Genomic DNA, 21,996 nt, shown 5'->3' on the forward strand with positions numbered 1-21,996 from the left:
GCCTGAATACAGAACCCACTTTCGACTGGAACCCTTATGCGCGAAGCCGTCATCGTCTCTACCGCCCGCACCCCCATCACCAAGGCGGGGCGCGGTGAATTCAACCAGATCGCCGGCCCCACGCTGGCGGCGCACGCCGTGCGCGCCGCCGTTGACCGCGCGGGCATCGACCCCGCGCTGATCGAAGACGCCTTCATCGGCTGCGGCTACCCCGAAGGCGCCACGGGCCGCAACATCGGCCGGCAAGCCGTCATCCGCGCCGGCCTGCCGGTCAGCGTGGGCGGCGCCACCATCAACCGCTACTGCGCGTCGGGCCTGCAAGCCATTGCGTCGGCCGCCGGCCGCATCGTGATGGACGGCGCCCCGGCCGTGATCGCGGGTGGCGTGGAACTGGTGTCGCAGATCCGCACGCGCGACGACGGCGTCAGCGGCATGGACCCGTGGATACTGGCGAACAAGCCCGAACTCTATTTGCCCATGATCGAAACCGCCGACATCGTGGCCGCCCGCTACGGCATCAGCCGCGAAGCCCAGGACCGCTTCGCCGCGCAAAGCCAGGCGCGCACCGAAGCCGCCCAGGCCGCCGGCCGCTACCGCGAAGAGATCATCCCCGTCACCACCACCATGTCCGTCACCGACCGCGCCACGGGCGTCGTCAGCGAACGCGAAGTCACCATCGACAAAGACACCTGCAACCGCCCCGGCACCACCTATGAAGCGCTGGCTGGCCTTGCGCCCGTGCGCGGCGAAGGCCAGTTCGTCACGGCCGGCAATGCCTCGCAACTGTCCGACGGCGCGGCCGCCTTGGTGCTGATGGAAGCCGGCGACGCCGAGCGCGCGGGCATCCGCCCGCTGGGCGCGTTCCGGGGCTTGGCCATTGCCGGCTGCGAGCCCGACGAAATGGGCATCGGCCCCGTCTACGCCGTGCCCAAGTTGCTGGCGCGCCATGGCTTGAAGGTCGATGACATCGACCTTTGGGAACTGAACGAGGCGTTTGCGTCGCAAGCGCTGTATTGCCAGGAAAAGCTGGGCATCCCCATGGACCGCCTGAACGTGGACGGCGGCTCCATTGCGTTGGGCCACCCGTTTGGCGTGACCGGCGCGCGGCTGGCCGGCCATGTGCTGATCGAGGGCCGCCGTCGTGGCGCCCGCTATGCCGTCGTCACGATGTGCATCGGCGGCGGCATGGGCGCGGCCGGCCTGTTTGAAATCTATGCTTGAGATGCACTAAGGACCGACATGGACTTGGAATTCACCCCCGAAGAAAACGCCTTCCGCGACGACGTGCGCGCCTTCCTGGCGGCCAAGCTGCCCCGGCGCCTTTCCGACAAGGTTGGGCTGGGCAAGCTGCTTACCAAAGACGACATGGTCGAATGGCACGCCATCCTGAACCAGCAAGGCTGGCTGGCCAGCCACTGGCCCGTGGAATACGGCGGCACCGGCTGGAGCGCCACGCAAAAATTCATCTTCGATAACGAATGCGCGCTGGCCGCCGCGCCCCGCATCGTGCCCTTCGGCCTGAGCATGCTGGGGCCGGTGCTGATCAAGTACGGCAACGAAGCGCAGCGCCAGTACTGGCTGCCGCGCATTCTGGACGGCAGCGACTGGTGGTGCCAGGGCTATTCCGAACCCGGCGCGGGCTCCGACCTGGCTTCCGTCAAGACCACCGCCGTGCGCGACGGCGACCACTACATCGTCAACGGGCAAAAAACCTGGACCACGCTGGGCCAGTACGCCAACATGATTTTCTGCCTGGTGCGCACCTCGCAGGAAGGTCGGCGCCAGGAGGGCATCAGCTTCCTGCTCATCGACATGAACAGCCCGGGCATCGAAGTGCGCCCCATCATCACGCTGGACGGTGAACACGAAGTCAACGAAGTGTTCTTTTCCGACGTGCGCGTGCCCGTCGAGAACCTGGTGGGCGAAGAAAACCGGGGCTGGACCTGCGCCAAGTACCTGCTGACCTACGAGCGCACCAACATTGCCGGCGTGGGCCAATCCACCGCCGCGCTGGAACGTCTGAAGGCCGTGGCCGCCAAGCGGAAAAAGAACGGCCGCCCCCTGGCCGAAGACCCCGACTTTGCCGCCCGCCTGGCGCGCGTGGAAATCGAACTGGCCAATATGCGCACCACCAACCTGCGCGTGGTCGCGGCGGTGGCGGGCGGCGGCGCACCCGGCGCCGAAAGCTCGATGCTGAAGATACGCGGCACGCAGATCCGCCAGGAAATCACGGCCTTGAACCGCCGCGCCATGGGTCCGTACGCGCGCCCCTTCGTGCCCGAAGCGCTGCACGACGGCTACGACGCCGACCCTATCGGCCCCGAGGGCGCCGACAGCGCGGCGGCGCAGTACTTCAACAACCGCAAGCTGTCGATCTTCGGCGGCTCCAATGAAATTCAGAAAAACATCATCTCGAAGATGATCTTGGGACTGTAAGGGCCGGCCATGAACTTTGAACACACCGAAGACCGGCGCATGCTGTCCGACATGCTGCGCCGCTTTGTTAGCGAGCAGTACGACTTCGCCACCCGCGAACGCCACGCGCAATCGGCCCAGGGCTACAGCGTGGAATTCTGGCGCCGCTATGCGGAACTGGGCGCCATCGGCGCCTTGTTCTCCGAGGCCGATGGCGGCCTGGGCGGCGCGGGCTTTGATATCTCGGTCGTCTTCGAGGCGCTGGGACGCGGCCTGGTCGTGGAACCTTTTTTGGACGCCTTGATGGTGGGCAGCGCCATCGCCGCCGCCGGCACGCCCGCGCAACGCGAAGCCGTGGACGGCCTGATCGCGGGCACCATCACGGCCGCGCTGGCCCAGGGCGAGCCCGATTCCGGCTATGAGCTGGCGCGGGTCAGCACGCGCGCCGAACCGTCGGGCGACGGCTGGGTGCTCAACGGCGCCAAGGCCGTGGTCACGGCGGGCGAACACGCGGACCTGTTCCTGGTGTCGGCGCGCACTTCCGGTGCGGAAGATGACGAAGCCGGCATCAGCCTGTTCCTGGTCAGCGCCGGCACGCCGGGCCTGGCGGTGCGCGGCTACGGGCTGATCGACGGTGGACGCGCCGCCGAAGTCACGCTGACCGACGTCAAGCTGGGCCCCGAGGCCTTGCTGGGCGAGGCCGGTGCGGGCTACCCGCTGCTGGAACGCGCCACCGGGCGCGGCATTCTGGCGCTGTGCGCCGAAGCCGTGGGCGCGATGGACTGCGCCCGCGACGCCACGTTGGAATACCTGCGCACGCGCCGCCAGTTCGGCACCCCCATCGGCAGCTTCCAGGCCTTGCAGCACCGCATGGCGGATGTGCTGCTGGAAATTGAACAAGCGCGCTCGGCCGTCATCAACGCCGCCGCCGCGCTGGACAACCCCGACCGCGTCACCCGCGAACGCGCCCTGTCCGCCGCCAAGTTCACCATCGGCCGCATCGGCACGCTGGTGGCCGAGGAAAGCATCCAGTTGCACGGCGGCATCGGCATGACCTGGGAACTGCCGCTGGCGCACTACGCCAAGCGCCTGGTCATGATCGACCATCAATTGGGCGACGAAGACCATCACCTGCGCCGCTACATCGCGCTGGCGCAGGCGTGAACGGAGGCCAGCCCGACATGACGCAGGCCCACGCTGCTCTGCCACCGCTGTTGCCACCGATCTCGCCCCCGTTCTCGGCGCCGTTTCCCGTGCGCAGCGCCGCCGACGTGCAACGGCTGCAAGCGCGCCCGCTGGCGGAAACGTTGACGGTGCAGAGCACCTACGAGATCTTCCGCAACTCGGCCGCGGCCTTTGGCGACAAGACCGCGCTGACCTTCCTGCGCTCGGCGGACCCCGATGACGAGGCCATCCGCTGGAGCTATCGCGAGCTGCTGGCCGGCATCCACCAGACGGCCAACCTGCTGCACGACCTGGGCGTGCGCGCGGGCGACGCCGTGGCCGTGATGCTGCCCGGTTGCCTGGAATACCACCTGGCGCTGTGGGGCGGCGAGGCGGCCGGCATTGTCCAACCGCTGAACCCGCTGCTGACGGAAGACAAGCTGGCCTCGCTGATGACCACCGCGCGCGCCAAGGTGCTGATCGCCTACGGCGCGGATGCCGATTGCGAAATGTGGTCCAAGGCGCTGCGCCTGCGCGAGCGCGTGCCGACCCTGCAAACTTTGCTGCGCGTGGCGCCGCACACCGAGCCACTGTCAGACCGCCCCGCGCTGCCCGACTACGCGCTGGACTTCAACGCCAACCGCTCGGCGCAACCGGCCGACCGCCTGCTCAGCGAACGGGTCATCCGCGCCAGCGACGTGGCGGCCTACTTCCACACGGGCGGCACCACGGGCGCGCCCAAGCTGGCCATCCACACCCACGCCAACCAGGTCTTCACCGCCTGGGCGGCCGTGCAGTTGCAGAACGCGGGGCCGACGGATGTGGTCATCAACGGCTATCCGCTATTCCACGTGGCGGGCGTGTTGCCGGCCTCGCTGGCGGCCTTGTCGGCCGGCGTGGAAACCGTCATCCCCACCCCCATGCTGCTGCGCAACCGCGACGTGCTGCGCAACTACTGGCGCTTGGTGGAAAAGCATCGCGCGACCTCGCTGCAAGGCGTGCCGACCATACTCGCGGCCCTGGCCGACGTACCGCTGGCAGGCGCCGATATCTCGTCGTTACGCTACTGCCGCACCGGCGCCGCGCCGCTGCCGGCTGAACTGGCCGCGCGCTTCAAGCGGCTGTTCGGCCTGCAAGTGAACGAAAGCCTGGGCATGACGGAAATGGCCGGCATCTCGTCCATCACGCCCCCGGGCTCGGTGTTTCCCGTCAACTGCGTGGGCTACCCACTGCCCTATGTGCAGGTGCGCATCGTTGGCCTGGACATTCCCGCCGGGCAAGCCGCGCAGGACTTGCCCCCGGGCACGCCCGGCATGGTGCTGTTCAAGGCGCCCAACGTGATCCCCGGTTTTCTGGACCCCGCCGACACCGCCCGCGCCTTCACCGAAGACGGCTGGCTGATCAGTGGCGACGTGGGCTTCATGGATGCCGAAGGCCGGCTGCACCTGCAAGGCCGCGCCAAGGATTTGATTATCCGCAGCGGCCACAACATCGACCCCAAGACCATCGAAGACGCGCTGGCCACGCATCCCGCTGTGCATCTGTGCGCCGCCGTCGGCGCGCCGGACGCCTATGCCGGCGAACTGCCGGTGGCCTTCGTCACGCTGATGGAAGGCGCGCAGGCCACCGAAGCGGAACTCGTTGCCTACGCGGCCGCGCACGTGGATGAAGGCCCGGCGCGGCCCAAGCGCGTCATCGTGCTGGAGGCCATGCCCATGACCAACGTGGGCAAGATCTACAAACCTGATTTGCGCCACCTGGCCACTGCCGTATCGGTAGAGGCGGTGGTGGCGCGCACCCTGCAAAAAGCCGGGCTGGCGGAAGACAGCAAGATCTTCCGCGTGCTGGCCGATGCGCAACCGGATGTCGCTGTTGAAGCGGCACCCGGCGTATCCGCGCCGCTGAAGGAGCAGTTGCGCGAAGCGTTGGCGCGCTTGCCGGTCAAAGTCGTGTTGCGCGACTGAACCGGGGCGGTCCGACCAACACAACTCATCACCACACACCACACACCACAACAAACCACAACACACCACTGGAGACAACCCATGCTGAAGATGCCCATGCGCCGCGCCTGCCTGGCCGCCTTGTTGCTTGCCACCACCAGCGCCGCCTTGCCGCTGGCCGCCAGCGCGCAAACCGACTTTCCCACCAAGCCCATCACGCTGATCGTGCCCTTCCCGGCCGGCGGCTCCACCGACCGCCACCTGCGCATCGTGGCGCAGGACGCCTCCAAATACCTGGGTCAGCAGGTCATCGTGGAAAACCGGCCCGGCGCGGGCGGCACCCTGGGCACGGCCACCATGGCGCGCACCGCCAAGCCGGACGGCTACACGATCAGCCTGTACACGCTGGCCATGCTGCGCATGCCATACATGCAGAAAAGCAGCTGGGATCCCATCAACGACTTCAGCTTCATCATCGGGCTGTCGGGCTACACCTTCGGCTTCACCGTGCGCTCGGATTCGCCGTACAAGACCTTCAACGAATACATCGAGGCCGCGCGCAAGGCGCCGGGCACCATCGACTACGGCTCCACGGGCGTGGGCTCTTCGCCGCACCTGCTGATTGAAGAAATCGCCATCAACGCCAAGGTCAAGCTGAACCACGTGCCGTTCAAGGGCAACGCCGACATGCAGCAGGCGCTGCTGGGCGGCCACGTCATGGCGCAAAGCGACGCCACCGGCTGGGACCAGTTCGTGGACTCCGGCAAGATGCGGCTCTTGGTCACCTTCGGCGAAAAGCGCACCACGCGCTGGCCCGACGTGCCCACCGCGCAGGAGCTCGGCTACAAAGTCGTGTCGACCTCGCCGTACGGTCTGGCCGGCCCCAAGGGCATGGACCCGGCCGTCGTGAAAACGCTGCATGACGCCTTCAAGAAAGCGCTGTTCGACAAGGCCAGCATGGACGTCATGAAGCAACTGAACCAGGAACCCGCGTACCGCAACAGCGCGGATTACAAGGCCTGGGCCCAGGCGACGTATGTGAAGGAAAAGGACCTGATCGAATATCTGGGGTTGATGGCGAAGGATTGATCCGTGGGCTCAGGCGCCCGCTGCCTCCTGGATGACCTGGAAGCAGCGTTCCCGCGTGATGCGCGTGGCCGGGCTGATGCTGCGGCCACGCAAAGTCACAAACGCGAAGTGCGCCTGGATCTCGAAATCAGGCGGCGGCGGCAAGGCAATCAGCCGCCCCGATTCCACGAGCGGATGCGCCGACGCCAGCACCCCAAGAAATACCGCGTCCGACTGTTCGACGATGTCGAACAGAAAGGAAATGTCCTCGCATTCCATGTGCAGTTCAAAACCGCCCGACCCGGCGGCGCCCGCCAGCCGCCGCCGGGTTTCGGGGCTTAACCCTGTCGAAACGACGGGATAGCGCAAGACATCCGTCAACGCCACGGCCCGCATGCCCGCCAGCGCATGGCCCGGCCGGCAGACAAAACCTGACGCCAGCGCGGGCATCGGCGCGACATCCAGGTCTTCTTCGTTGTCGAGTGTGCGGATGTGCACGATCAGCGCATCCAGCACCCGTTCGCGCAAGCTGACCAGCAGCGAATCGCTTGGCCCGCGCGACAGCTTGACGCGCAGTTTCGGGTACTGAGCCAGCAGATGCTGCATCAACGGCACGCTCAACAAGGCGCTGGGCGCCGCCCCCAATCCCAGTCGGATGGCGCCGGTTTCGCCTTGCGCCAGCATTTCTGCTTCCCGGCGGATTTCCTCTACCTCGGCCAGTACGCGCCGCGCTCGCTGCCCGACCAAGCGGCCCAGCGGCGTCGGCTCGTTGCGCTTGCCGATGCGGTCCACGAGCGGACCGAGCTCCCCTTCCAGCAGTTGGATGCTGCGGCTGAATGCGGGCTGCGACAGGTGCAGCGCCTCGGCCGCCCGCGTGAACGAACCCGTCTCCAGAAGCGCCACCAGATGAGCAAGCTGAGCAAGGTTCATGTTCGCGGCCCCCTGGGTTCTAGGTGAATGGATGGCATGGCGGCCCTGTCTCCAACCATGCACAAAACGCATTGTAATCAGCCAATCAATCGATTGGACAGATGAAACACCGGCTTCTAGCATTCCATCCAGCACTTGGATCCATCACAAAGGGAATGCCATGAAAAAGAATCTGATGATCGCCACGGCCGTGTTGTTGACCGGAATGGGCCTCGGCGCCCACGCGCAGGCGCAGGACTATCCCGCCAGGCCCGTCTCGCTACTGGTGCCCTACCCGGCGGGCGCTGCCAGCGACATCACTGCCCGCGCCGTGCAGGGGCCGATGTCGCAGGCGCTGGGCATGCAGGTGGTGGTGGAAAACCTGGGCGGCGCCAATGGCGCGCTGGGCGCCAACCGCGTGCTGAATGCCAAGGCCGACGGCTACACCGTGTTCCAGGGCTCGCCCAACGAATTGATCCTGGCGGGGCTGACCAACAAATCCGTCACCTACAAGCCGGACGACTTCCAGTTCGTGGCGCCCGTGGCCACCTCGCCCTACGTGGTGGTGACGCGCGCGGGCCTGGGCGCGGCCAATGTCGACGAGCTGGTCGCCTTGGCACGCCGCAGCAGCGTGCCCTTGACCTACGGGTCGGGCGGCGCGGGGTCGATGATCCACCTGATCACCGCCGCGCTGGCGGCCCGCACCGGCGTCACGCTGACGCACATTCCGTATCGCGGCGGCGCGCCGTTGATTACCGACATGGCCGGCGGCCAGATCGATTTCGCCATCATGCCGTACCAGGCGAACTACGAAGACCTGCGCCGGGAGGGCCGGCTGAACATCATCGGCACCTTGAACCGGGAACGCCTGCCCGCATTGCCCGACGTGCCCAGCGTGCAGGAAAGCGCCACGCTGAAGGACTTCAACTACACCATCTGGACCGCCTATCTGGTGAAGAAAGGCACGCCGGCCGCCGTGGTCCAGAAGCTGCACGCCGCCGTCGAGGCCGCGTTGCGCGATCCTGCCACTCGCAAGACGCTGGAGGCGCAAGGCAAGATCCTGTTCGCTCCTCAGACGCTGGCGGCAAGCGACGCCTTCTACGCCGAACAGACGGCCGGCCTGGCCGACCTGGTGCAACGCAGCGGCTTTCATGGCGACTGACTGGCCCACTTGCCGCTCGCCCGCGCTGCCTTCCCTTTCTTCCGGACTATCCCATGACCCATTCCCTTGAACCCGTGCTGGACCATCTGGCATCCCGCCAGCCGCAGATCGAAGCGTGGCTAAATACCTTCCTGCGCATTCCCAGTGTCAGCGCCGATCCCGCCTACGCCGGTTCCATGGACGATGCCCGGCGCTTCCTGTGCGAACGGCTGCGGGCCGAGGGCTTGCAGCAGGTACAACTGCTGGACGGGGGAGGCGAACCTGCCGTGTATGGCGAATGGATGGGCGCGCCAGGCCGACCGACGCTGCTGATCTATGGCCATTACGACGTCCAGCCCGCCGACCCCGTCGAACTGTGGCGCACCCCGCCCTTCGAGCCTACGCAAGTCGGCGACCGCCTTTATGCGCGCGGCGCGTCCGACGTCAAGGGATCGACCACCGTCGCGCTTGAAGTCGTGTTTGCCTACCTGGCCACGCTGCGCGCCTGCCCGGTCAACATCAAGGTGTTAATTGAAGGCGAAGAGGAAACGGGCAGCCCGACCTTGCGCCCGCTGATCGAACGCTACCGCGACCTGCTGTCCGCGGACGCCGTGCTGTCGGCCGATGGAGGCCGCGCCAGCGCCACCACACCCACGATCAACACCGGGGCGCGCGGCCATGCCGCTTTGGAGGTCAAGCTACGCACCGCGTCCAAAGACCTGCACTCTGGGCGATATGGCGGCGGCGTCAGGAATGCCCTGCACGAGATGGCGGCCCTGCTGGCAACCCTGCACGGCGAAGACGGCGCTGTCACCGTAGCCGGTTTCCATACCGGCGCCGAGGCGCCGACACCGCGTCAGCGCCAGGACACCGCCGCTTTCCCCTACGACGAAGCCGCCTTCTTCACGGAGGTGGGCGGCGTGTCGCACGGTGAGCCGGGCTACACGCCCCGCGAACGGATCACCCTGCGCCCGGCGCTGGACGTGAACGGCATGTGGGGCGGCTACAGCGGCGCGGGCACGAAGACCATCATCCCCTGCGAAGCCCAGGCCAAGCTGACGGTGCGCATCGTGGAAGGCCAGGATCCCGCGCAGGTCATCCAGGCCGTGCTCGCGCATCTGCAAGCCCACTGTCCGCCCGGCTGCGGACTGGACGTCGTGGCAATGAACGCGGGGTCGCCCGCGGCGACGCTGGCGGCCGAACACCCCCTGGTCATGGCGGCGCAAGCCGTCTTGCAAACGCCCGCGGGCCCGACACCGATACATGTGCGGCTGGGCGCCAGCGTTCCCATCACGTCCGTCTTCAAAGAGACGCTTGGCATCGATACCTTGATGTTCGGCTTCAACCTGCCCGACGAAGATGTGCACGCGCCCAATGAGTTCTTCCGGCTGTCGTCGATCCGCCAAGGGGTTGCGGCCTGGACACGGATACTGGACGAATTGGGTCGCTTCGAGCCGGCCGCGTTCCACGCGCGCTGACCGCCCGAGAGCGCTGCCCGGACTTGCATGGCATTTTTGTATGCAAAAAATGTCTGCCTTTCCTGTCCGGCTTTTTGATAGACTGGCTGCCCGATTGTTTTCCCCTCCGGCCGCCGCAGCCGCGCCCCATGACTCAGGAAGTTCCGCTAGACCCCAGCGCCGACGATATTGCCAAGGAAGTGGCCGCCGCCATCGTGGCGCACAAGCTTCCCCCCGGCACCCGGCTGCGCGAAGAGGCGCTGGCGCGGGTCTACAAGGTCAGCCGCACCAAGATCCGCGCGGCGTTGCTGATGCTGTCCAAGGACAAGCTGATCAACATCGTTCCCGACAAGGGCGCGTTTGTCAGCAAGCCGGACGCCAACGAGGCGCGCGAAGTCTACGCCGTGCGCCGCATCCTGGAAGCCGCGCTGGCCAAGGAGTTCGTGGCGCGCGCCACCGCCGCCGACTACCGCCGTATTGACGCCCACCTGGCCGAGGAACGGCTGGCGCTGGAAGCCGGCGACGTGCAAAAGCGCAACCATCTGCTGGGACACTTCCACATTCTGCTGGCCGAAGCCGTAGGCAATTCGGTGCTGACGGGCATGCTGCGCGAACTGTCCGCGCGCAGCGCCGTGATCACCGTGCTGTACCAAAGCTCGCATGACGCCAGTTGCTCGTCGCAAGAGCACCACGCGTTCATCGAGGCCGCGCGCGCGGGGGACACCGAACGCGCCTGCGCGCTGATGGACGAACACCTGGAACACGTGCAGACCGCGCTGAATTTCACCGACGATAGCGCGGGCGGCGGGGACTTGGTCACGGCGCTGCTTAGCTGAGCTGGCTGAGCCAACGACCCGGCAGTGGCCAAGCGCCCCGGCCCGCGTTCGTCTTAGCCCGCGTTCGTCTTAGCCCGCATTCGCCTCACCCCCCTTCGTCCCCCCCAGCATTTGCTCCATGCGCTGCTGCAACCACAGCTCGGTCGCGCTTAACGACGCGCCTTGCAGCCACAACGTGCGCACCGACAACATGGGCAAGGACAGACCCGTGCACGGCACCCGCGTCAGCGTTCGGCGAAAACTCTCGTATTCGGCGATGTTCAGCGGCAGGATCGCCCAGCCCAGTTCGTCCGCCGCCATGCCGGCAATGCTGTAGAAGCTGTCCGTGCGCCACACCGTGGGGCTCAGCACCACCTCTTCCACGCCTTCCATCTGCATGACCAGTTGCCGGTAGCGCGCCAGGTCGCTGCGCGTGACGTCGGCCAGGGCCGCCAACGGATGCCCCGACGCCACGAACACCGCCTGCGCCACGTTGCCCAGGTAACGGTGCGCGAAGGCGCTGCCGGGGTCGCCCCGGTCAAAGTGGAACGCGATGCTGGCGCGACCCTGCTGCACGTAGTCGGCCACCTCGGTCGCGGTGCCGTTCAACTGCGTCAGTTCCAGGGCGGGAAAGCGATCGGCCACTTCCACCATCAAGGCGCCGAGCACCTGATACGGCAGCGCCTCGTCTAGCGCGATCGACAGCCGCGCGTCCTGCCCCGCCGCGAAAGACAGCGCCCGCTGGTCCAGCCCGCCGGCCTGGCGCAGCAGTTCACGCGCCTCTTGCAGCATCACTTCGCCGGCGGGCGTCAGCGTGGCGTTGCGCCGGGAACGGTCGAACAATTCCACACCCAGGTCGGCTTCCAGCAAGCCCACGGACGTGCTGACAGCGGACTGCGCACGGCCCAGCGCGCGTGCCGCGGCAGAAAACGAACCGGCATCCGCAGCCGCAACGAAATGCCGAAGTTGATCCAAGGTCCATTGCATGACGGCCTCCTTAATTCATCTATTTTATAGATGGAATCAAACTTTTTACGGCAAATAAATAGATTGATAATGCCGGCCTTGCACTCGAAGCGCCGCACAGCTTGCGCGGCCGGGTGTGGATTCAAACAGGAGTAGAACTATGCAGCGGACTCATTCGAACGCTGTCGCCACGGCCGACCCGCGCCGTTGGCTGGTGCTGGGCATTGTGTCCATCGCCTTGTTGTTGATCGTGGTGGACATGACGGTGCTGTACACCGCCCTGCCCCGGCTCACGCACGAGCTGGGCGTTACCGCATCTGAAAAATTGTGGATCGTGAACGTGTACGGCTTGGTCGTATCGGGCCTGTTGCTGGGCATGGGCACGCTGGGCGACCGGCTGGGCCACAAACGCCTGTTCATGATGGGGCTGGTCGTCTTCGGCGTGGCCTCGCTGGCCGCCGCCTATTCGCCGGGTGCGGCGTCCTTGATCGCGGCCCGTGTGCTGCTGGCGGTGGGCGCGGCCATGATGATGCCGGCCACCCTGTCCATCATCCGCCTGACGTTCGCCCAGGAACGCGAGCGTGCCGTGGCCATCGGCATCTGGGCGTCGGTGGCGTCCGGCGGCGCGGCGCTGGGGCCGGTGGTGGGCGGCGTGCTGCTGGAGCATTTCTGGTGGGGCTCGGTGTTCCTGATCAACGTGCCCATCGTGCTGCTTGCGCTGCCGCTGGCCTGGCATTGCATCCCCGCCAGCCGCCCCGCCGCCGCCCGCCCCGCCGCCGCCCGCCCCTGGGACCTGTTGGGCTCCCTGCAAGTCATGGCGGGTTTGATCCTGTGCGCCTATGCATTGAAAGAACTGGGCCGCGCCACCACCTCGTGGCTGCATGCCGCACTGGCTTGCACGGCCGGGGTCACCATCTTGGCCTTGTTCGTGCGCCGCCAGCGTCGCCGCCCGTATCCGCTGATCGACTTCGCCATCTTCCGCAACGCCACCTTCAGTTCGGGCGTAGCCGCCGCGCTGTTCGCGGGCGCCGCGCTGCTGGGGCTGGAACTGGTCTTCAGCCAGCGCCTGCAATTGGTGCTGGGCATGTCGCCGATCCAGGCAGCGCTCTTCATCCTGCCGCTGCCGCTTGCCGCCTTCGTGGCGGGGCCGCTGGCGGGCTGGCTCTTGGCCTATATGCGTGGGCCGCGCCTGATGTTCCTGGCCCTGGCCGTGTCGGCCGCGGGCATGGGCGCTTACCTGCTGTGCTATGACGGCGCCATCCTGCCGCAAATGGTCAGCCTGAGCGTGCTCGGCCTGGGCATCGGCGCGACCATGACGGCGGCGTCCAGCTCCATCATGCAAAGCGCCACGCCGGAACGCGCCGGCATGGCGGCGTCGATTGAAGAGGTGTCCTACGAATTGGGCGGCGCGCTGGGCGTGACCTTGATGGGGTCCATCCTGTCGGGCGTTTATGCCAACACGCTGGACGTGCCCCCTGCCCTGGCGGCGGCGCCCGCGCTGGGTGACAGCTTGCGTGACAGCCTGGACGAGGCGCTGATCGTGGCGGAAGGCCTGCCGACAGACCTCGCGGCCACCTTGACGCACTTGGCCAAGACCGCGTTCGACACCGGCTATGCCGCCGTGATCGCCACCGCCACCGTCATGCTGCTGGCCACCGCCGCGTTCGTGCTGCTGAACCGCACGCGCCGGCAGCCGGCCCCGGGCTGAGCGCAGGTCCCCGCCCGCGACTGTCAGCGAATCCGAAAGGCGTGGTCCATGTCGGCGATCAGGTCTTCTTCGTGCTCCAGCCCGATCGAAAGCCGGATCAGCCCTTCCGACACGCCCGCCGCCTCGCGTTCCTCGGCCGGTACGCCGGAATGCGTCGTGGACGCCGGGTGGCACACCAGCGATTCCGTGCCGCCCAGGCTGACCGCCGACTTGAACAGATGCAGCGCATTGATAAAGCGGAACGCCCGCTCGCGGCCCCCATCAAGCACGAAGGCGAAGGTTGAGCCGGGGCCGGTGCACTGGCGCTTGTAGACCTCTTGGTAGGCGCGGTCAGAGATCATTTCCGGATGAAAGATGGCGACCTTCTCGTAAGGATTGCCGGCCAGCCATTGCGCCACCTTGGTGGCCGTGCGCGCCGCCTGCTTCATGCGCAGCACCACCGTTTCCATCGAGCGCGTGATCATCCAGCACGAATGCGGGTCCAGTTGCGAGCCGAACGCGCTGCGGATGGCGCGCACCTTCTTGATCAGGTCCTTGCTGCCCGTGACGGCGCCCGCCACCAGGTCGCTGTGGCCGCCCACGTATTTCGTCAGCGAATACACGCACAGGTCCACGCCATGGTCGGCCGGCTTTTGAAAAATGGGCCCCAGCAGCGTGTTGTCGCACACCGACACCGGGCGATAGCCGTGGCGCGTTTCAAAGGCATCCAGCTCGTTCTTCATGCCTTCGAAGTCGATCAGCGCGTTGGTGGGGTTGGCCGGCGTTTCCACGTAGAGCACGCGCACGGGCCCCTTGGTCGCCGCTTCCTCCAGCGCCGCGCGCATGGCCTTGGGCGACAGGCCGTCGCGGATGGCATGCGAGCCGATGCCCCATTCCGGAAACACCTTGGCGATCAGCGTCTCGGTGCCACCGTACAAGGGCAGCGATTGCACCAACTGGTCGCCGGGGCGCAAGAACGCCATCAGCACGGCGCTGATGGCGGCCATGCCGCTGGCCGTGACCGCCGCCGCCTCGGACCCATCCAGCAAGGCCAGCCGGTCTTCCACGATTTCCAGGTTGGGATGATTGAAGCGGCTGTAGACCAGCCCGGCCGATTCGCCCTGTGGCAAGGGCTTGCGGCCCGAGACCACATCAAAGAAGGCCGCGCCGTCCTCGGCGGACCGGAACGCGAAGGTGGACGTCAGAAAGACGGGCGGCTTGACCGCGCCTTCGGACAGAAAGGGGTCATAGCCATAGGACATCATCTGCGTTTCCGCATGTAGCGGGCGTCCAAAAATATCCTTCTTGTGATAAGTCGAATACGTCATGGTGTGCCTCTTACTCTGGGATTCCAGCCGACCGGGCAGGCGCGTGTCGCATGTTGCGACGATAACGCCTATTCGTCCGCTTGCATCTGGCCGGGCACGACGCGATTGCGGCCGTTGCGCTTGGCCTGGTAGAGACCGCGGTCCGCCGTGAGGATCAGGTCGGTGCAGGGCTGGTCATTCGTGGGAATGGCCGTGGCCGTGCCGATGCTGACCGTCAGCCAGGGCCCTGACCCCGTATCCTTTTGCGGAATCTGCATGGCCTCGACCGCGCGGCGCAGTTTTTCGGCTGCCAGCCGCGCGCTGCCACCGGGCGTGCCGGGCAGCACCAGTGCAAACTCTTCCCCGCCAAAGCGGGCCGCCAGGTCGGTGGAGCGGTCGCAACTGGCGAAGATGGTGTTGGCCACGCGCTTGAGCGCTTCGTCGCCTGCTATGTGCCCATAGGTATCGTTGTAGGCCTTGAAGTGGTCCACATCGATCATCAACATGCTGATCTCGCGGCCATCGCGGCGGGCGCGCAGCCATTCGGCGTTGAGGTATTCGTCGAAATAGCGGCGGTTGCCCAGGCCCGTCAAGCCGTCGGAATTGGTCAGCCGGCGCAATTCCATATTGCTTTCCAGCAGTTGCTGCTGGCTTTGGCGCAGCGCCTGGTAGGCCTCGTCGCGCTGCACCAGCGCCAGGTACGAGCGCGAGTGGTAGCGGATGCGCGCCACCAGTTCGATGGAATCGGGCAGCTTCACCAGATAATCGTTGGCGCCCGAGGAAAACGCCGCGCTCTTGATGGCGGCGTCTTCCTTGGTGGACAGCACGATGATGGGAATGTCGCGCGTGACCGGGTGGTTGCGGTATTCCTTCACCAGGCTCAAGCCGTCCACGCCCGGCAACACCAGGTCTTGCAGGATGACCGTGGGCCGCGTCTGAATAGCCACCGTCAGCGCCTTGTAGGGGTCCGAGCAATAGTGGAAATCGATATTGCCCTCGACGACCAGCGCCCGCCGGATCGCTTCGGCCACCATGACCTGATCGTCAACCAGCAGCACCATGGCCGCGTGCGCGCTCAAATCCGCCGAGCCTGCGCTGTCTATGGGAGGGTGCATCGCTATTCCTTGATGTCTGGCAATGTTGGGCGCTCAGGCCAAGGCCTGGATCACGCGCGGCGCGATCTGGTCCAACGGTTTGATTTCCACCGCCGCCTGCAAGGCGGCCGCCGCCTTGGGCATGCCGTACACGGCACTGGTGGCCTGGTCTTGCGCAATGGTCAGGCAGCCGCGTTCACGCATGGCCTTCAGGCCGCGCGCGCCGTCCTGGCCCATGCCGGTGAGCAGAACGCCCACGGCGGTGCCGCGCCAGTGCTGCGCCACGCTATGAAAAAACACGTCGATGGACGGCCGGTACAGGCTTTCCTTGGGGTCCGGGGTGTAGCGCAGGGTGCCGTCGGCCAGCAGGTGCAGATGGTCGTCGGTGCCCGCCAGCAGGATCTGGCCCGGCAAGGGCCGTTCACCTTCGCGCACCAGCCGCACGGGCAACAGCACCTGGTCGTTCAACCAGTCGGCCATGCCCGCCGCAAACGACGCATCCACATGCTGCACCAGCACGATGCCGGCGGGGAAACTCAGCGGCAGATCGCGCAGCAGTTGGGCCAGCGTGGCCGGCCCACCCGCCGACGCGCCGATGACCAGCAGCCGTTGCGCATCCGCGCGCGCGGCCGCGTGGGGCACCGGGGTCAAGTTGGGCCGGCTGCCGTAGCGGCCGATCAACCAGCCGATGTTGCGGATCTTGCGCAGCAAAGGCGCAGCGGCGCTGCGCAGGTCGCCCCCGCCGACCACGGGCGTATCCACCGCGTCCAGCGCGCCGTGGCCCATGGCGTCGAACACGCGCGCGGTGTGGCGGGCCACGTCCACGGTGACCACCACAATGGCGCACGGCGACTCGGCCATGATGCGCCGCGTGGCCTCCACCCCGTCCATCACGGGCATGATCAGGTCCATCAGCACCACGTCGGGCCGGTCGCGCGCGCACTGCGCCACGGCCTCTTCGCCGTTGGACGCCACCCACGCCACTTCCAGCCCCGGTTCCAGCGCGATGGCGCGCCGCAGGGTTTCAACCGCTATTTGCAGATCGTTGACGATGCCGATTCTCACGTCAGTGCCTTCCCGATCAGGTCTTCGACGGCGTCCAGCAACGCGTCGTCATGGAAACTTCCCTTGGCCAGATAGTAGTCAGCGCCGGCATCCAGCCCGCGCCGCCGGTCTTCTTCGCGGTCTTTGTACGACACCACCATCACCGGCACGCCTTGCAGCCTGGCGTCGGCCTTGATGCGCGACACCAGTTCGATGCCGTCCATGCGCGGCATGTCCACATCGGTCACGACCAAATCAAAATCTTCGCTGCGCAGCATGTTCCAGCCATCCATGCCGTCGACCGCCACGGCCACGTCAAAGCCCCGGTTCACCAGCAGCTTGCGTTCCAGTTCGCGCACGGTCAGGGAATCGTCCACCACCAGCACGCGCTTGCGGCGGCGCGTCTGCGCGACCTGGCCCGCGCCGTCCACTCGCGTCAGGCGGCCGGCTTCGATCAGCTTTTGCACCGACAGCAGCATGTCTTCCACGTCCAGAATCAACAGCGGTGTGCCGTCGTCCATCAAGGCGCCCGCCATCACGTCCTGCACCTTGCCCAGCCGGGGGTCCAGCGGCTGCACCACCAGCGTACGCTCGCCCACGTAGCGGTCGACCGCAATGCCGTAGCGCTTGTCGTGATCGCCCACCACCACGACCGCTACGGATTCCGCCGCGGGCGCGGGCTCGCCGCCCCGCAGGATCTGCCGCGCAGACACCAAACCCACCTGCCGGTCCATGAACCGGAAGTGTTGATGGCCTTCCAACTGTTCGATGTCTTCCCTGCGCACCTGCAAGGCATGGCTGACGTAGGCCAGCGGAAACGCATAAATGGCGCCCTGTACCTCGACCAGCAGGCTGCGCACCACCGACAGCGACAAGGGCATTTCCAGCATGAAGCGCGTGCCCTGCCCGCTGGTCTGATGAATGCGCACCGCGCCGCGCAACTGGCGCACCATCGTCTGCACCACGTCCAGGCCCACGCCGCGCCCCGATATCTCGGTCACTTCGCCGCGCGTGCTGAAGCCGGACAAGAACAGGAATTCCAGCAGTTCGGCTTCGCTGAGGCGCGCCGCGGTGTCGGCCGTGGTGAGCTTACGCTGCACGACTTCCACGCGCAGCCGGTCCAACGAAATGCCCGCGCCGTCGTCGCTCAGTTCCACCACCAGCATGCCGGCCGAGTGCCGCGCCGACAGCTTGATCAGGCCTTCCGGCGGCTTGCCGGCGTCCAGGCGGTCCATCGGCATTTCAATGCCGTGATCCACCGCGTTGCGCAGCAAGTGCATCAACGGCGCGTCCAGCTTTTCAAGAATGTCGCGGTCCACCTGCGTGGTGTCGCCCTCGATCTCCAGCCGTACCTGTTTGCCCAGCGAGCGGCCCAGGTCGCGCACCATGCGCGGCATGCCACCCACGCCATCGCCAAAGGGCCGCATGCGGCAAGCCAGCGCGGTGTCGTACAGGCGTTGGGCCAGATGGCTCATGCGCCAGCCGAATTCATCGACTTCGTTGGTGCGCTGGGCCAGTTCCTGCTGGCATTGCTCAACGATGCGCTGGGCGTCGTCCAGCGCCGCCTGCGCGCGCGCGTCCACATGCTGGCCCGCCAGCGCGCCGCGCACGCCATCCAGTGCCTGCGCCGCACCCGCCTGCAAGCGCCGCAGGCGCAGCATAGAGGCGCCGAACGGGCCGACCCAGTGCGACTCCACCAGCGTCTCGCTGGACAGGCCCAGCAATTTGTTCAGCGTGTCGGCGGTGACGCGCAACACGCGCTCGCCTTCGAAAATGCCCTGATCGGAACTGCGGCGTGTCGCCGGCTGGGCGGGGGGCACTGTCGGCGGTGGCGGTGGCGGTGGCGTCACTGCCAAGCTCGGGCCCGGGGTCGGGCTGGCAGTCGGGAGTGCACTCGAGCCCCCAGTGGGCGCCGCGGTCGTTGTCGCAGTCCGGCCCGGTTGCTGGACACGGGCCGAGGCCGGCAGATCGTCGAAGCGCTGGATCGGCGGCAAAAAATCCGACGGCCTGGGCGCACGGGTCGGCGCGGGCGGGACAGCCGGCGCGTTGCTCAGGCGCACCACCAGCTCATCGATCTCGCCACCCAGTTCCGCGCCAGGCGTGGCCACCCGTTGCAGCAGGTCGGTGCCCAGCAGCAAGGCGTCGATATCATCCGCCTGCAAGCGCAGCCGCCCTTCCTGCGCGGCCACCAGGCAGTCTTCCATGGCGTGCGCAATCCGCACGGCGGGGTGCAGGTCCACGATGCGGGCGGCGCCCTTGAGCGAATGCGCCGCGCGCATGCAGGCTTCAAGCTGGGCCGCCGACGTCGGGTCGTGTTCCAGCGCCAGCAGGCCGTTGTTCAGTACCTGCACCTGGGTGCGGGTCTCTAGCTGGAACAGCTCAAGCAAGGAGGCGTCGCGCATCTCGTCCGGGTTCACGCCAGGCTCCGTTCCAAAGCTTGCATCAACAGGGCTTCATCCAGCACGCCCACGCTGCGGCCGCCGCACTGGGCCACGCCGCGCGAATACTTCAGGCTGGCGCCTTCCACGGTTGACGGCAGCGGTTCCAGTTGGTCCAGGTTGAGGGCATGGATGCCTTCAACCTCGTCCACCGGCAGCACCACGGCCCGGCCCGCGCCGCCGAATATCAGCATGCGGGCGGCGCCGGGACGCTCGCGCGTGTCATCGCCCGCCGCGTCCAGCCCCAACAGGCGCGCCAAGGACACGCACACGGTCAAGGTGCCGCGCACATTGGTCACGCCCAGCACCGCCGGGTCGCGGCGATGCGGCAGCGTCAGGATCTGGCGTGTGGCGGCCACCTCGTCCAAGGCCCGCGTCGGCAGCGACAGCCATTCCGCGCCCACGCGAAACACCAGCAACGAAGATAAGCGAACGTCTTGCCGTGGCGGCTCAATATCGCTGTCCGACGAATCGAGTTGTGGCGGCAGACGGTCCAGAATGCGTTTAGCGGCCGCCGCATAGACCGGGCAGTTGCGGCAATGCACATGCGTGGGCAACTGGTCGCAGCTTTTGTCGCCACGGATACCGATGCGGTTCCAGCAGTCGTCAATGTCGGACAGGCGCGCAAGGGACTCAATCACGTCGGGCCTCCTGTCGCGCCGCGCGCGCCTGCAAGCGGCGCGCGCCTTCGATGTCACCTGACGATGCGATCAAGGCGGCCAGGTGCAGCAGCGCTTCGCGGTGGGTCGGGTCCAGGTACAGCGCCTTGCGGTAAGCCGCCTGCGCCTGATGCGAGTCGCCCGCGGCGTCTTGCAGCAAGCCCAGCAGATGCAGCGCATCGGCGCTGACGCCGTGCAGGTCTATGTGCGCGCGGCATTGCGCCAGGGCGTCTTGCACGCGACCGCGATCCGCCATCTGCGCGATCTGGCGCAGCGATGCCGTGGCGCTGGTGTTGCCCATGGCCGTGCTGGTGTTGTCGTTTGCCGCGCTGAGGTCGCCATTGCCAGGCGCCGGGGCGATTGACGCATGCGCCAGGGGCAGGCGCGCGGCCGGCGCCTGCGCCACGGGCCGCCGGGGCGGCGCCCAGGCATGCACGATGGGGGTGACTGCGGTGGCACCCAATCCCCCCGCCGTGCCCATGGCCCGCGTCGCGGGCTCGGGCGGCGCGGGCAAGGCCTGCGCACGGAAGGCAAACGCCCGCGCCAACGGCAGCGCGGGCAGTCGGCGTTGCGTCAACAGGCTGGTTTCCGCCGGTCCGACAAAAATCACGCCGTCATTGCGCGTGAAGCGCCGCAGCACCTGCACGGCACGTTCCTGGGTCGGCCCGTCGAAGTAGATCAGCAAGTTGCGGCAGAACACGAAGTCATACGGGGCCACGCCCGCCAGCAGGTTGCCGTCGAACAGGTTGCCGTGTTGAAAGCGGACCCGCTCGCGGACCTGCGCATTCAGTTGATGGCCGTCGGCCGTTTCAACAAAGTGGCGGTCGCGATACGCCAGGTCGTCGCCACGGAATGCGTTGCGGCCATACATGGCGCGCTGCGCGAACTGCACCATGCGTTCGCTGATGTCCACGGCGTCCACCTGAAAGCGCGCGGCGGGCACGCCCGCATCCAGCAAGGCCATGGCAATGGAATACGGTTCTTCGCCGCTGGCGCACGGCACGCTTAATATCCGCAGCACCCGGCTTTCCGGCACGCCGACCGCGAACAAGCGTGCACGCGCCAGGCCGGCCATGGCGATTTGCGATTCCGGATACCGGAAGAACCAGGTCTCGGGCACGATCACGGCTTCGATCAGTTGCTGCATTTCGCCCGGAACCGTGTGCAGTTGGCGCAGAAACTCGTGTTCGTCCGCCACGCCCACCGCGTTCATGCGGTGGCGCACGGCGCGCTCGACCGCGGCCTTGCCGATGGAGCCGCTGTCCAGCCCCATCTTGCGCTTGAGCAAGGCGCTGAATTCGTCGACGAGCATCATTGCCGGGCCTCGCCATCGAGGTCGGGCGGGTACAGCATGGCGCGCACGGCAGGCGCCAGCAGGTCGTTCACCCGCACGGCCTGGACCATGCCGTGCGCATCACTCAGTACGGGGCCCAGGTAGCGGGCGTTGGGGTTGTCCAGGCCTGAAGGCTGGAACGCGGCCGGGTCGTAATGCAGTGTCTCGGTGGCGTGTTCCAGGATGAGTCCCAGCACATGCTCAGCCGCGCCGGGGTCAGACGCAGTTGCAGCCGCAGCGGCAGTGTCAGCAGCAGCAGCCGGCCGGTAATGCACCAGCGCCAGGCGAGTGCTCGTGACGCGGGCGGCGGTGCCCTTCCCCGCCAGCGCGCTCATGTCGATCACCGGTACCGGCGTGCCGCGCCTGTCCAGCATGCCCGCCACCCAGGATGGCGCGCCGGGCACCTGTTTCAGCGTACGCAAGCCCAGCACTTCGATCACCTCGCCCGCGTCCAGCGCATAGCGGTCGCCGCCGATGCGAAACAGCAGATACAGCCGCCGCGCGGCCGGACCCGCGGCGCCGGGCTGGATGGATGGAGCAAGTTCCGCCATGACGG

General features: G+C 67.0%; 18 protein-coding genes. 9 read left to right on the top strand and 9 right to left on the bottom strand.

Annotated elements, in window-relative coordinates; translation table 11 throughout:
- Positions 1 to 36 precede the first annotated feature (36 nt).
- From CVS48_RS20605 to CVS48_RS20625, 5 genes are all read left to right on the top strand, one after another.
- Positions 37 to 1,221, top strand: coding sequence for an acetyl-CoA C-acyltransferase (locus CVS48_RS20605; RefSeq protein WP_100856060.1), 1,185 nt, complete (start codon positions 37 to 39; stop codon positions 1,219 to 1,221).
- An 18-nt stretch (positions 1,222 to 1,239) separates the two neighbouring features.
- On the top strand, positions 1,240 to 2,436 hold the full coding sequence (locus tag CVS48_RS20610; protein WP_100856061.1) for an acyl-CoA dehydrogenase family protein: 1,197 nt from the start codon (positions 1,240 to 1,242) through the stop codon (positions 2,434 to 2,436).
- Positions 2,437 to 2,445: 9 nt separating this feature from the next.
- Positions 2,446 to 3,579 carry an acyl-CoA dehydrogenase family protein gene (locus tag CVS48_RS20615; protein ID WP_100856062.1) on the top strand — a complete coding sequence of 378 codons (1,134 nt, stop codon included), beginning with the start codon at positions 2,446 to 2,448 and terminating at the stop codon, positions 3,577 to 3,579.
- 17 nt (positions 3,580 to 3,596) lie between these two features.
- On the top strand, positions 3,597 to 5,543 hold the full coding sequence (locus CVS48_RS20620) for an acyl-CoA synthetase (RefSeq protein WP_100856063.1): 1,947 nt from the start codon (positions 3,597 to 3,599) through the stop codon (positions 5,541 to 5,543).
- 81 nt (positions 5,544 to 5,624) lie between these two features.
- Complete coding sequence (locus CVS48_RS20625; protein ID WP_100856064.1) at positions 5,625 to 6,611, top strand: tripartite tricarboxylate transporter substrate binding protein; 987 nt, start codon at positions 5,625 to 5,627, stop codon at positions 6,609 to 6,611.
- A 9-nt stretch (positions 6,612 to 6,620) separates the two neighbouring features.
- Here the strand turns inward: CVS48_RS20625 and CVS48_RS20630 are convergent, their stop codons facing one another.
- Positions 6,621 to 7,520, bottom strand: coding sequence for a LysR family transcriptional regulator (locus CVS48_RS20630; RefSeq protein WP_100856065.1), 900 nt, complete (start codon positions 7,518 to 7,520; stop codon positions 6,621 to 6,623).
- Positions 7,521 to 7,680: 160 nt separating this feature from the next.
- Here CVS48_RS20630 and CVS48_RS20635 point away from each other — a divergent pair, with 160 nt between their 5' ends.
- The 3 genes from CVS48_RS20635 (at position 7,681) to CVS48_RS20645 (ending at position 10,933) form a co-directional block, all read left to right on the top strand.
- Complete coding sequence (locus CVS48_RS20635; protein WP_100856066.1) at positions 7,681 to 8,661, top strand: Bug family tripartite tricarboxylate transporter substrate binding protein; 981 nt, start codon at positions 7,681 to 7,683, stop codon at positions 8,659 to 8,661.
- A gap of 53 nt (positions 8,662 to 8,714) precedes the next feature.
- A complete protein-coding gene (locus tag CVS48_RS20640) occupies positions 8,715 to 10,118 on the top strand; it encodes a dipeptidase (RefSeq protein ID WP_100856067.1) in 1,404 nt (467 codons plus the stop codon).
- A gap of 128 nt (positions 10,119 to 10,246) precedes the next feature.
- On the top strand, positions 10,247 to 10,933 hold the full coding sequence (locus CVS48_RS20645; RefSeq protein WP_100856068.1) for a GntR family transcriptional regulator: 687 nt from the start codon (positions 10,247 to 10,249) through the stop codon (positions 10,931 to 10,933).
- A gap of 69 nt (positions 10,934 to 11,002) precedes the next feature.
- Here the strand turns inward: CVS48_RS20645 and CVS48_RS20650 are convergent, their stop codons facing one another.
- A complete protein-coding gene (locus tag CVS48_RS20650) occupies positions 11,003 to 11,899 on the bottom strand; it encodes a LysR family transcriptional regulator (protein ID WP_100856069.1) in 897 nt (298 codons plus the stop codon).
- A gap of 139 nt (positions 11,900 to 12,038) precedes the next feature.
- On the opposite strand from CVS48_RS20650, the gene CVS48_RS20655 reads away from it, so the two are divergent.
- Positions 12,039 to 13,586 carry an MFS transporter gene (locus CVS48_RS20655; protein ID WP_100856070.1) on the top strand — a complete coding sequence of 516 codons (1,548 nt, stop codon included), beginning with the start codon at positions 12,039 to 12,041 and terminating at the stop codon, positions 13,584 to 13,586.
- A 23-nt stretch (positions 13,587 to 13,609) separates the two neighbouring features.
- Here the strand turns inward: CVS48_RS20655 and CVS48_RS20660 are convergent, their stop codons facing one another.
- The 7 genes from CVS48_RS20660 to CVS48_RS20690 form a co-directional block, all read right to left on the bottom strand.
- Positions 13,610 to 14,893, bottom strand: coding sequence for a cystathionine gamma-synthase family protein (locus tag CVS48_RS20660; RefSeq protein WP_100856071.1), 1,284 nt, complete (start codon positions 14,891 to 14,893; stop codon positions 13,610 to 13,612).
- 68 nt (positions 14,894 to 14,961) lie between these two features.
- Entirely contained in the window at positions 14,962 to 15,987 is a 1,026-nt protein-coding gene (locus CVS48_RS20665) for a response regulator (protein WP_100856072.1), read from the bottom strand.
- A 33-nt stretch (positions 15,988 to 16,020) separates the two neighbouring features.
- On the bottom strand, positions 16,021 to 17,031 hold the full coding sequence (cheB, locus tag CVS48_RS20670) for a chemotaxis response regulator protein-glutamate methylesterase (protein WP_100856073.1): 1,011 nt from the start codon (positions 17,029 to 17,031) through the stop codon (positions 16,021 to 16,023).
- Positions 17,028 to 19,427 carry a hybrid sensor histidine kinase/response regulator gene (locus CVS48_RS20675; RefSeq protein ID WP_100856074.1) on the bottom strand — a complete coding sequence of 800 codons (2,400 nt, stop codon included), beginning with the start codon at positions 19,425 to 19,427 and terminating at the stop codon, positions 17,028 to 17,030. Before CVS48_RS20675 ends, cheB begins: the two co-directional genes overlap by 4 nt.
- Complete coding sequence (locus tag CVS48_RS20680; protein WP_100856075.1) at positions 19,424 to 20,089, bottom strand: chemotaxis protein CheW; 666 nt, start codon at positions 20,087 to 20,089, stop codon at positions 19,424 to 19,426. Before CVS48_RS20680 ends, CVS48_RS20675 begins: the two co-directional genes overlap by 4 nt.
- Complete coding sequence (locus CVS48_RS20685; protein WP_100856076.1) at positions 20,082 to 21,422, bottom strand: CheR family methyltransferase; 1,341 nt, start codon at positions 21,420 to 21,422, stop codon at positions 20,082 to 20,084. The genes CVS48_RS20680 and CVS48_RS20685 overlap by 8 nt, the downstream gene beginning before the upstream one ends.
- Positions 21,419 to 21,991 carry a chemotaxis protein CheW gene (locus CVS48_RS20690; protein ID WP_100856077.1) on the bottom strand — a complete coding sequence of 191 codons (573 nt, stop codon included), beginning with the start codon at positions 21,989 to 21,991 and terminating at the stop codon, positions 21,419 to 21,421. Before CVS48_RS20690 ends, CVS48_RS20685 begins: the two co-directional genes overlap by 4 nt.
- Positions 21,992 to 21,996 lie beyond the last annotated feature (5 nt).

The organism is Achromobacter spanius (assembly GCF_002812705.1).
In the GTDB taxonomy this organism is placed as follows: Bacteria; Pseudomonadota; Gammaproteobacteria; order Burkholderiales; family Burkholderiaceae_B; genus Achromobacter; species Achromobacter spanius.

Bases quoted from the DNA above. Each gene is read 5' to 3' on its own strand.
- CVS48_RS20605 (WP_100856060.1), top strand. From the start codon at position 37: ATGCGCGAAGCCGTCATCGTCTCTACCGCCCGCACCCCCATCACCAAG.
- CVS48_RS20610 (WP_100856061.1), top strand. From the start codon at position 1,240: ATGGACTTGGAATTCACCCCCGAAGAAAACGCCTTCCGCGACGACGTG.
- CVS48_RS20615 (WP_100856062.1), top strand. From the start codon at position 2,446: ATGAACTTTGAACACACCGAAGACCGGCGCATGCTGTCCGACATGCTG.
- CVS48_RS20620 (WP_100856063.1), top strand. From the start codon at position 3,597: ATGACGCAGGCCCACGCTGCTCTGCCACCGCTGTTGCCACCGATCTCG.
- CVS48_RS20625 (WP_100856064.1), top strand. From the start codon at position 5,625: ATGCTGAAGATGCCCATGCGCCGCGCCTGCCTGGCCGCCTTGTTGCTT.
- CVS48_RS20630 (WP_100856065.1), bottom strand. From the start codon at position 7,520: ATGAACCTTGCTCAGCTTGCTCATCTGGTGGCGCTTCTGGAGACGGGT.
- CVS48_RS20635 (WP_100856066.1), top strand. From the start codon at position 7,681: ATGAAAAAGAATCTGATGATCGCCACGGCCGTGTTGTTGACCGGAATG.
- CVS48_RS20640 (WP_100856067.1), top strand. From the start codon at position 8,715: ATGACCCATTCCCTTGAACCCGTGCTGGACCATCTGGCATCCCGCCAG.
- CVS48_RS20645 (WP_100856068.1), top strand. From the start codon at position 10,247: ATGACTCAGGAAGTTCCGCTAGACCCCAGCGCCGACGATATTGCCAAG.
- CVS48_RS20650 (WP_100856069.1), bottom strand. From the start codon at position 11,899: ATGCAATGGACCTTGGATCAACTTCGGCATTTCGTTGCGGCTGCGGAT.
- CVS48_RS20655 (WP_100856070.1), top strand. From the start codon at position 12,039: ATGCAGCGGACTCATTCGAACGCTGTCGCCACGGCCGACCCGCGCCGT.
- CVS48_RS20660 (WP_100856071.1), bottom strand. From the start codon at position 14,893: ATGACGTATTCGACTTATCACAAGAAGGATATTTTTGGACGCCCGCTA.
- CVS48_RS20665 (WP_100856072.1), bottom strand. From the start codon at position 15,987: ATGCACCCTCCCATAGACAGCGCAGGCTCGGCGGATTTGAGCGCGCAC.
- CVS48_RS20685 (WP_100856076.1), bottom strand. From the start codon at position 21,422: ATGATGCTCGTCGACGAATTCAGCGCCTTGCTCAAGCGCAAGATGGGG.
- CVS48_RS20690 (WP_100856077.1), bottom strand. From the start codon at position 21,991: ATGGCGGAACTTGCTCCATCCATCCAGCCCGGCGCCGCGGGTCCGGCC.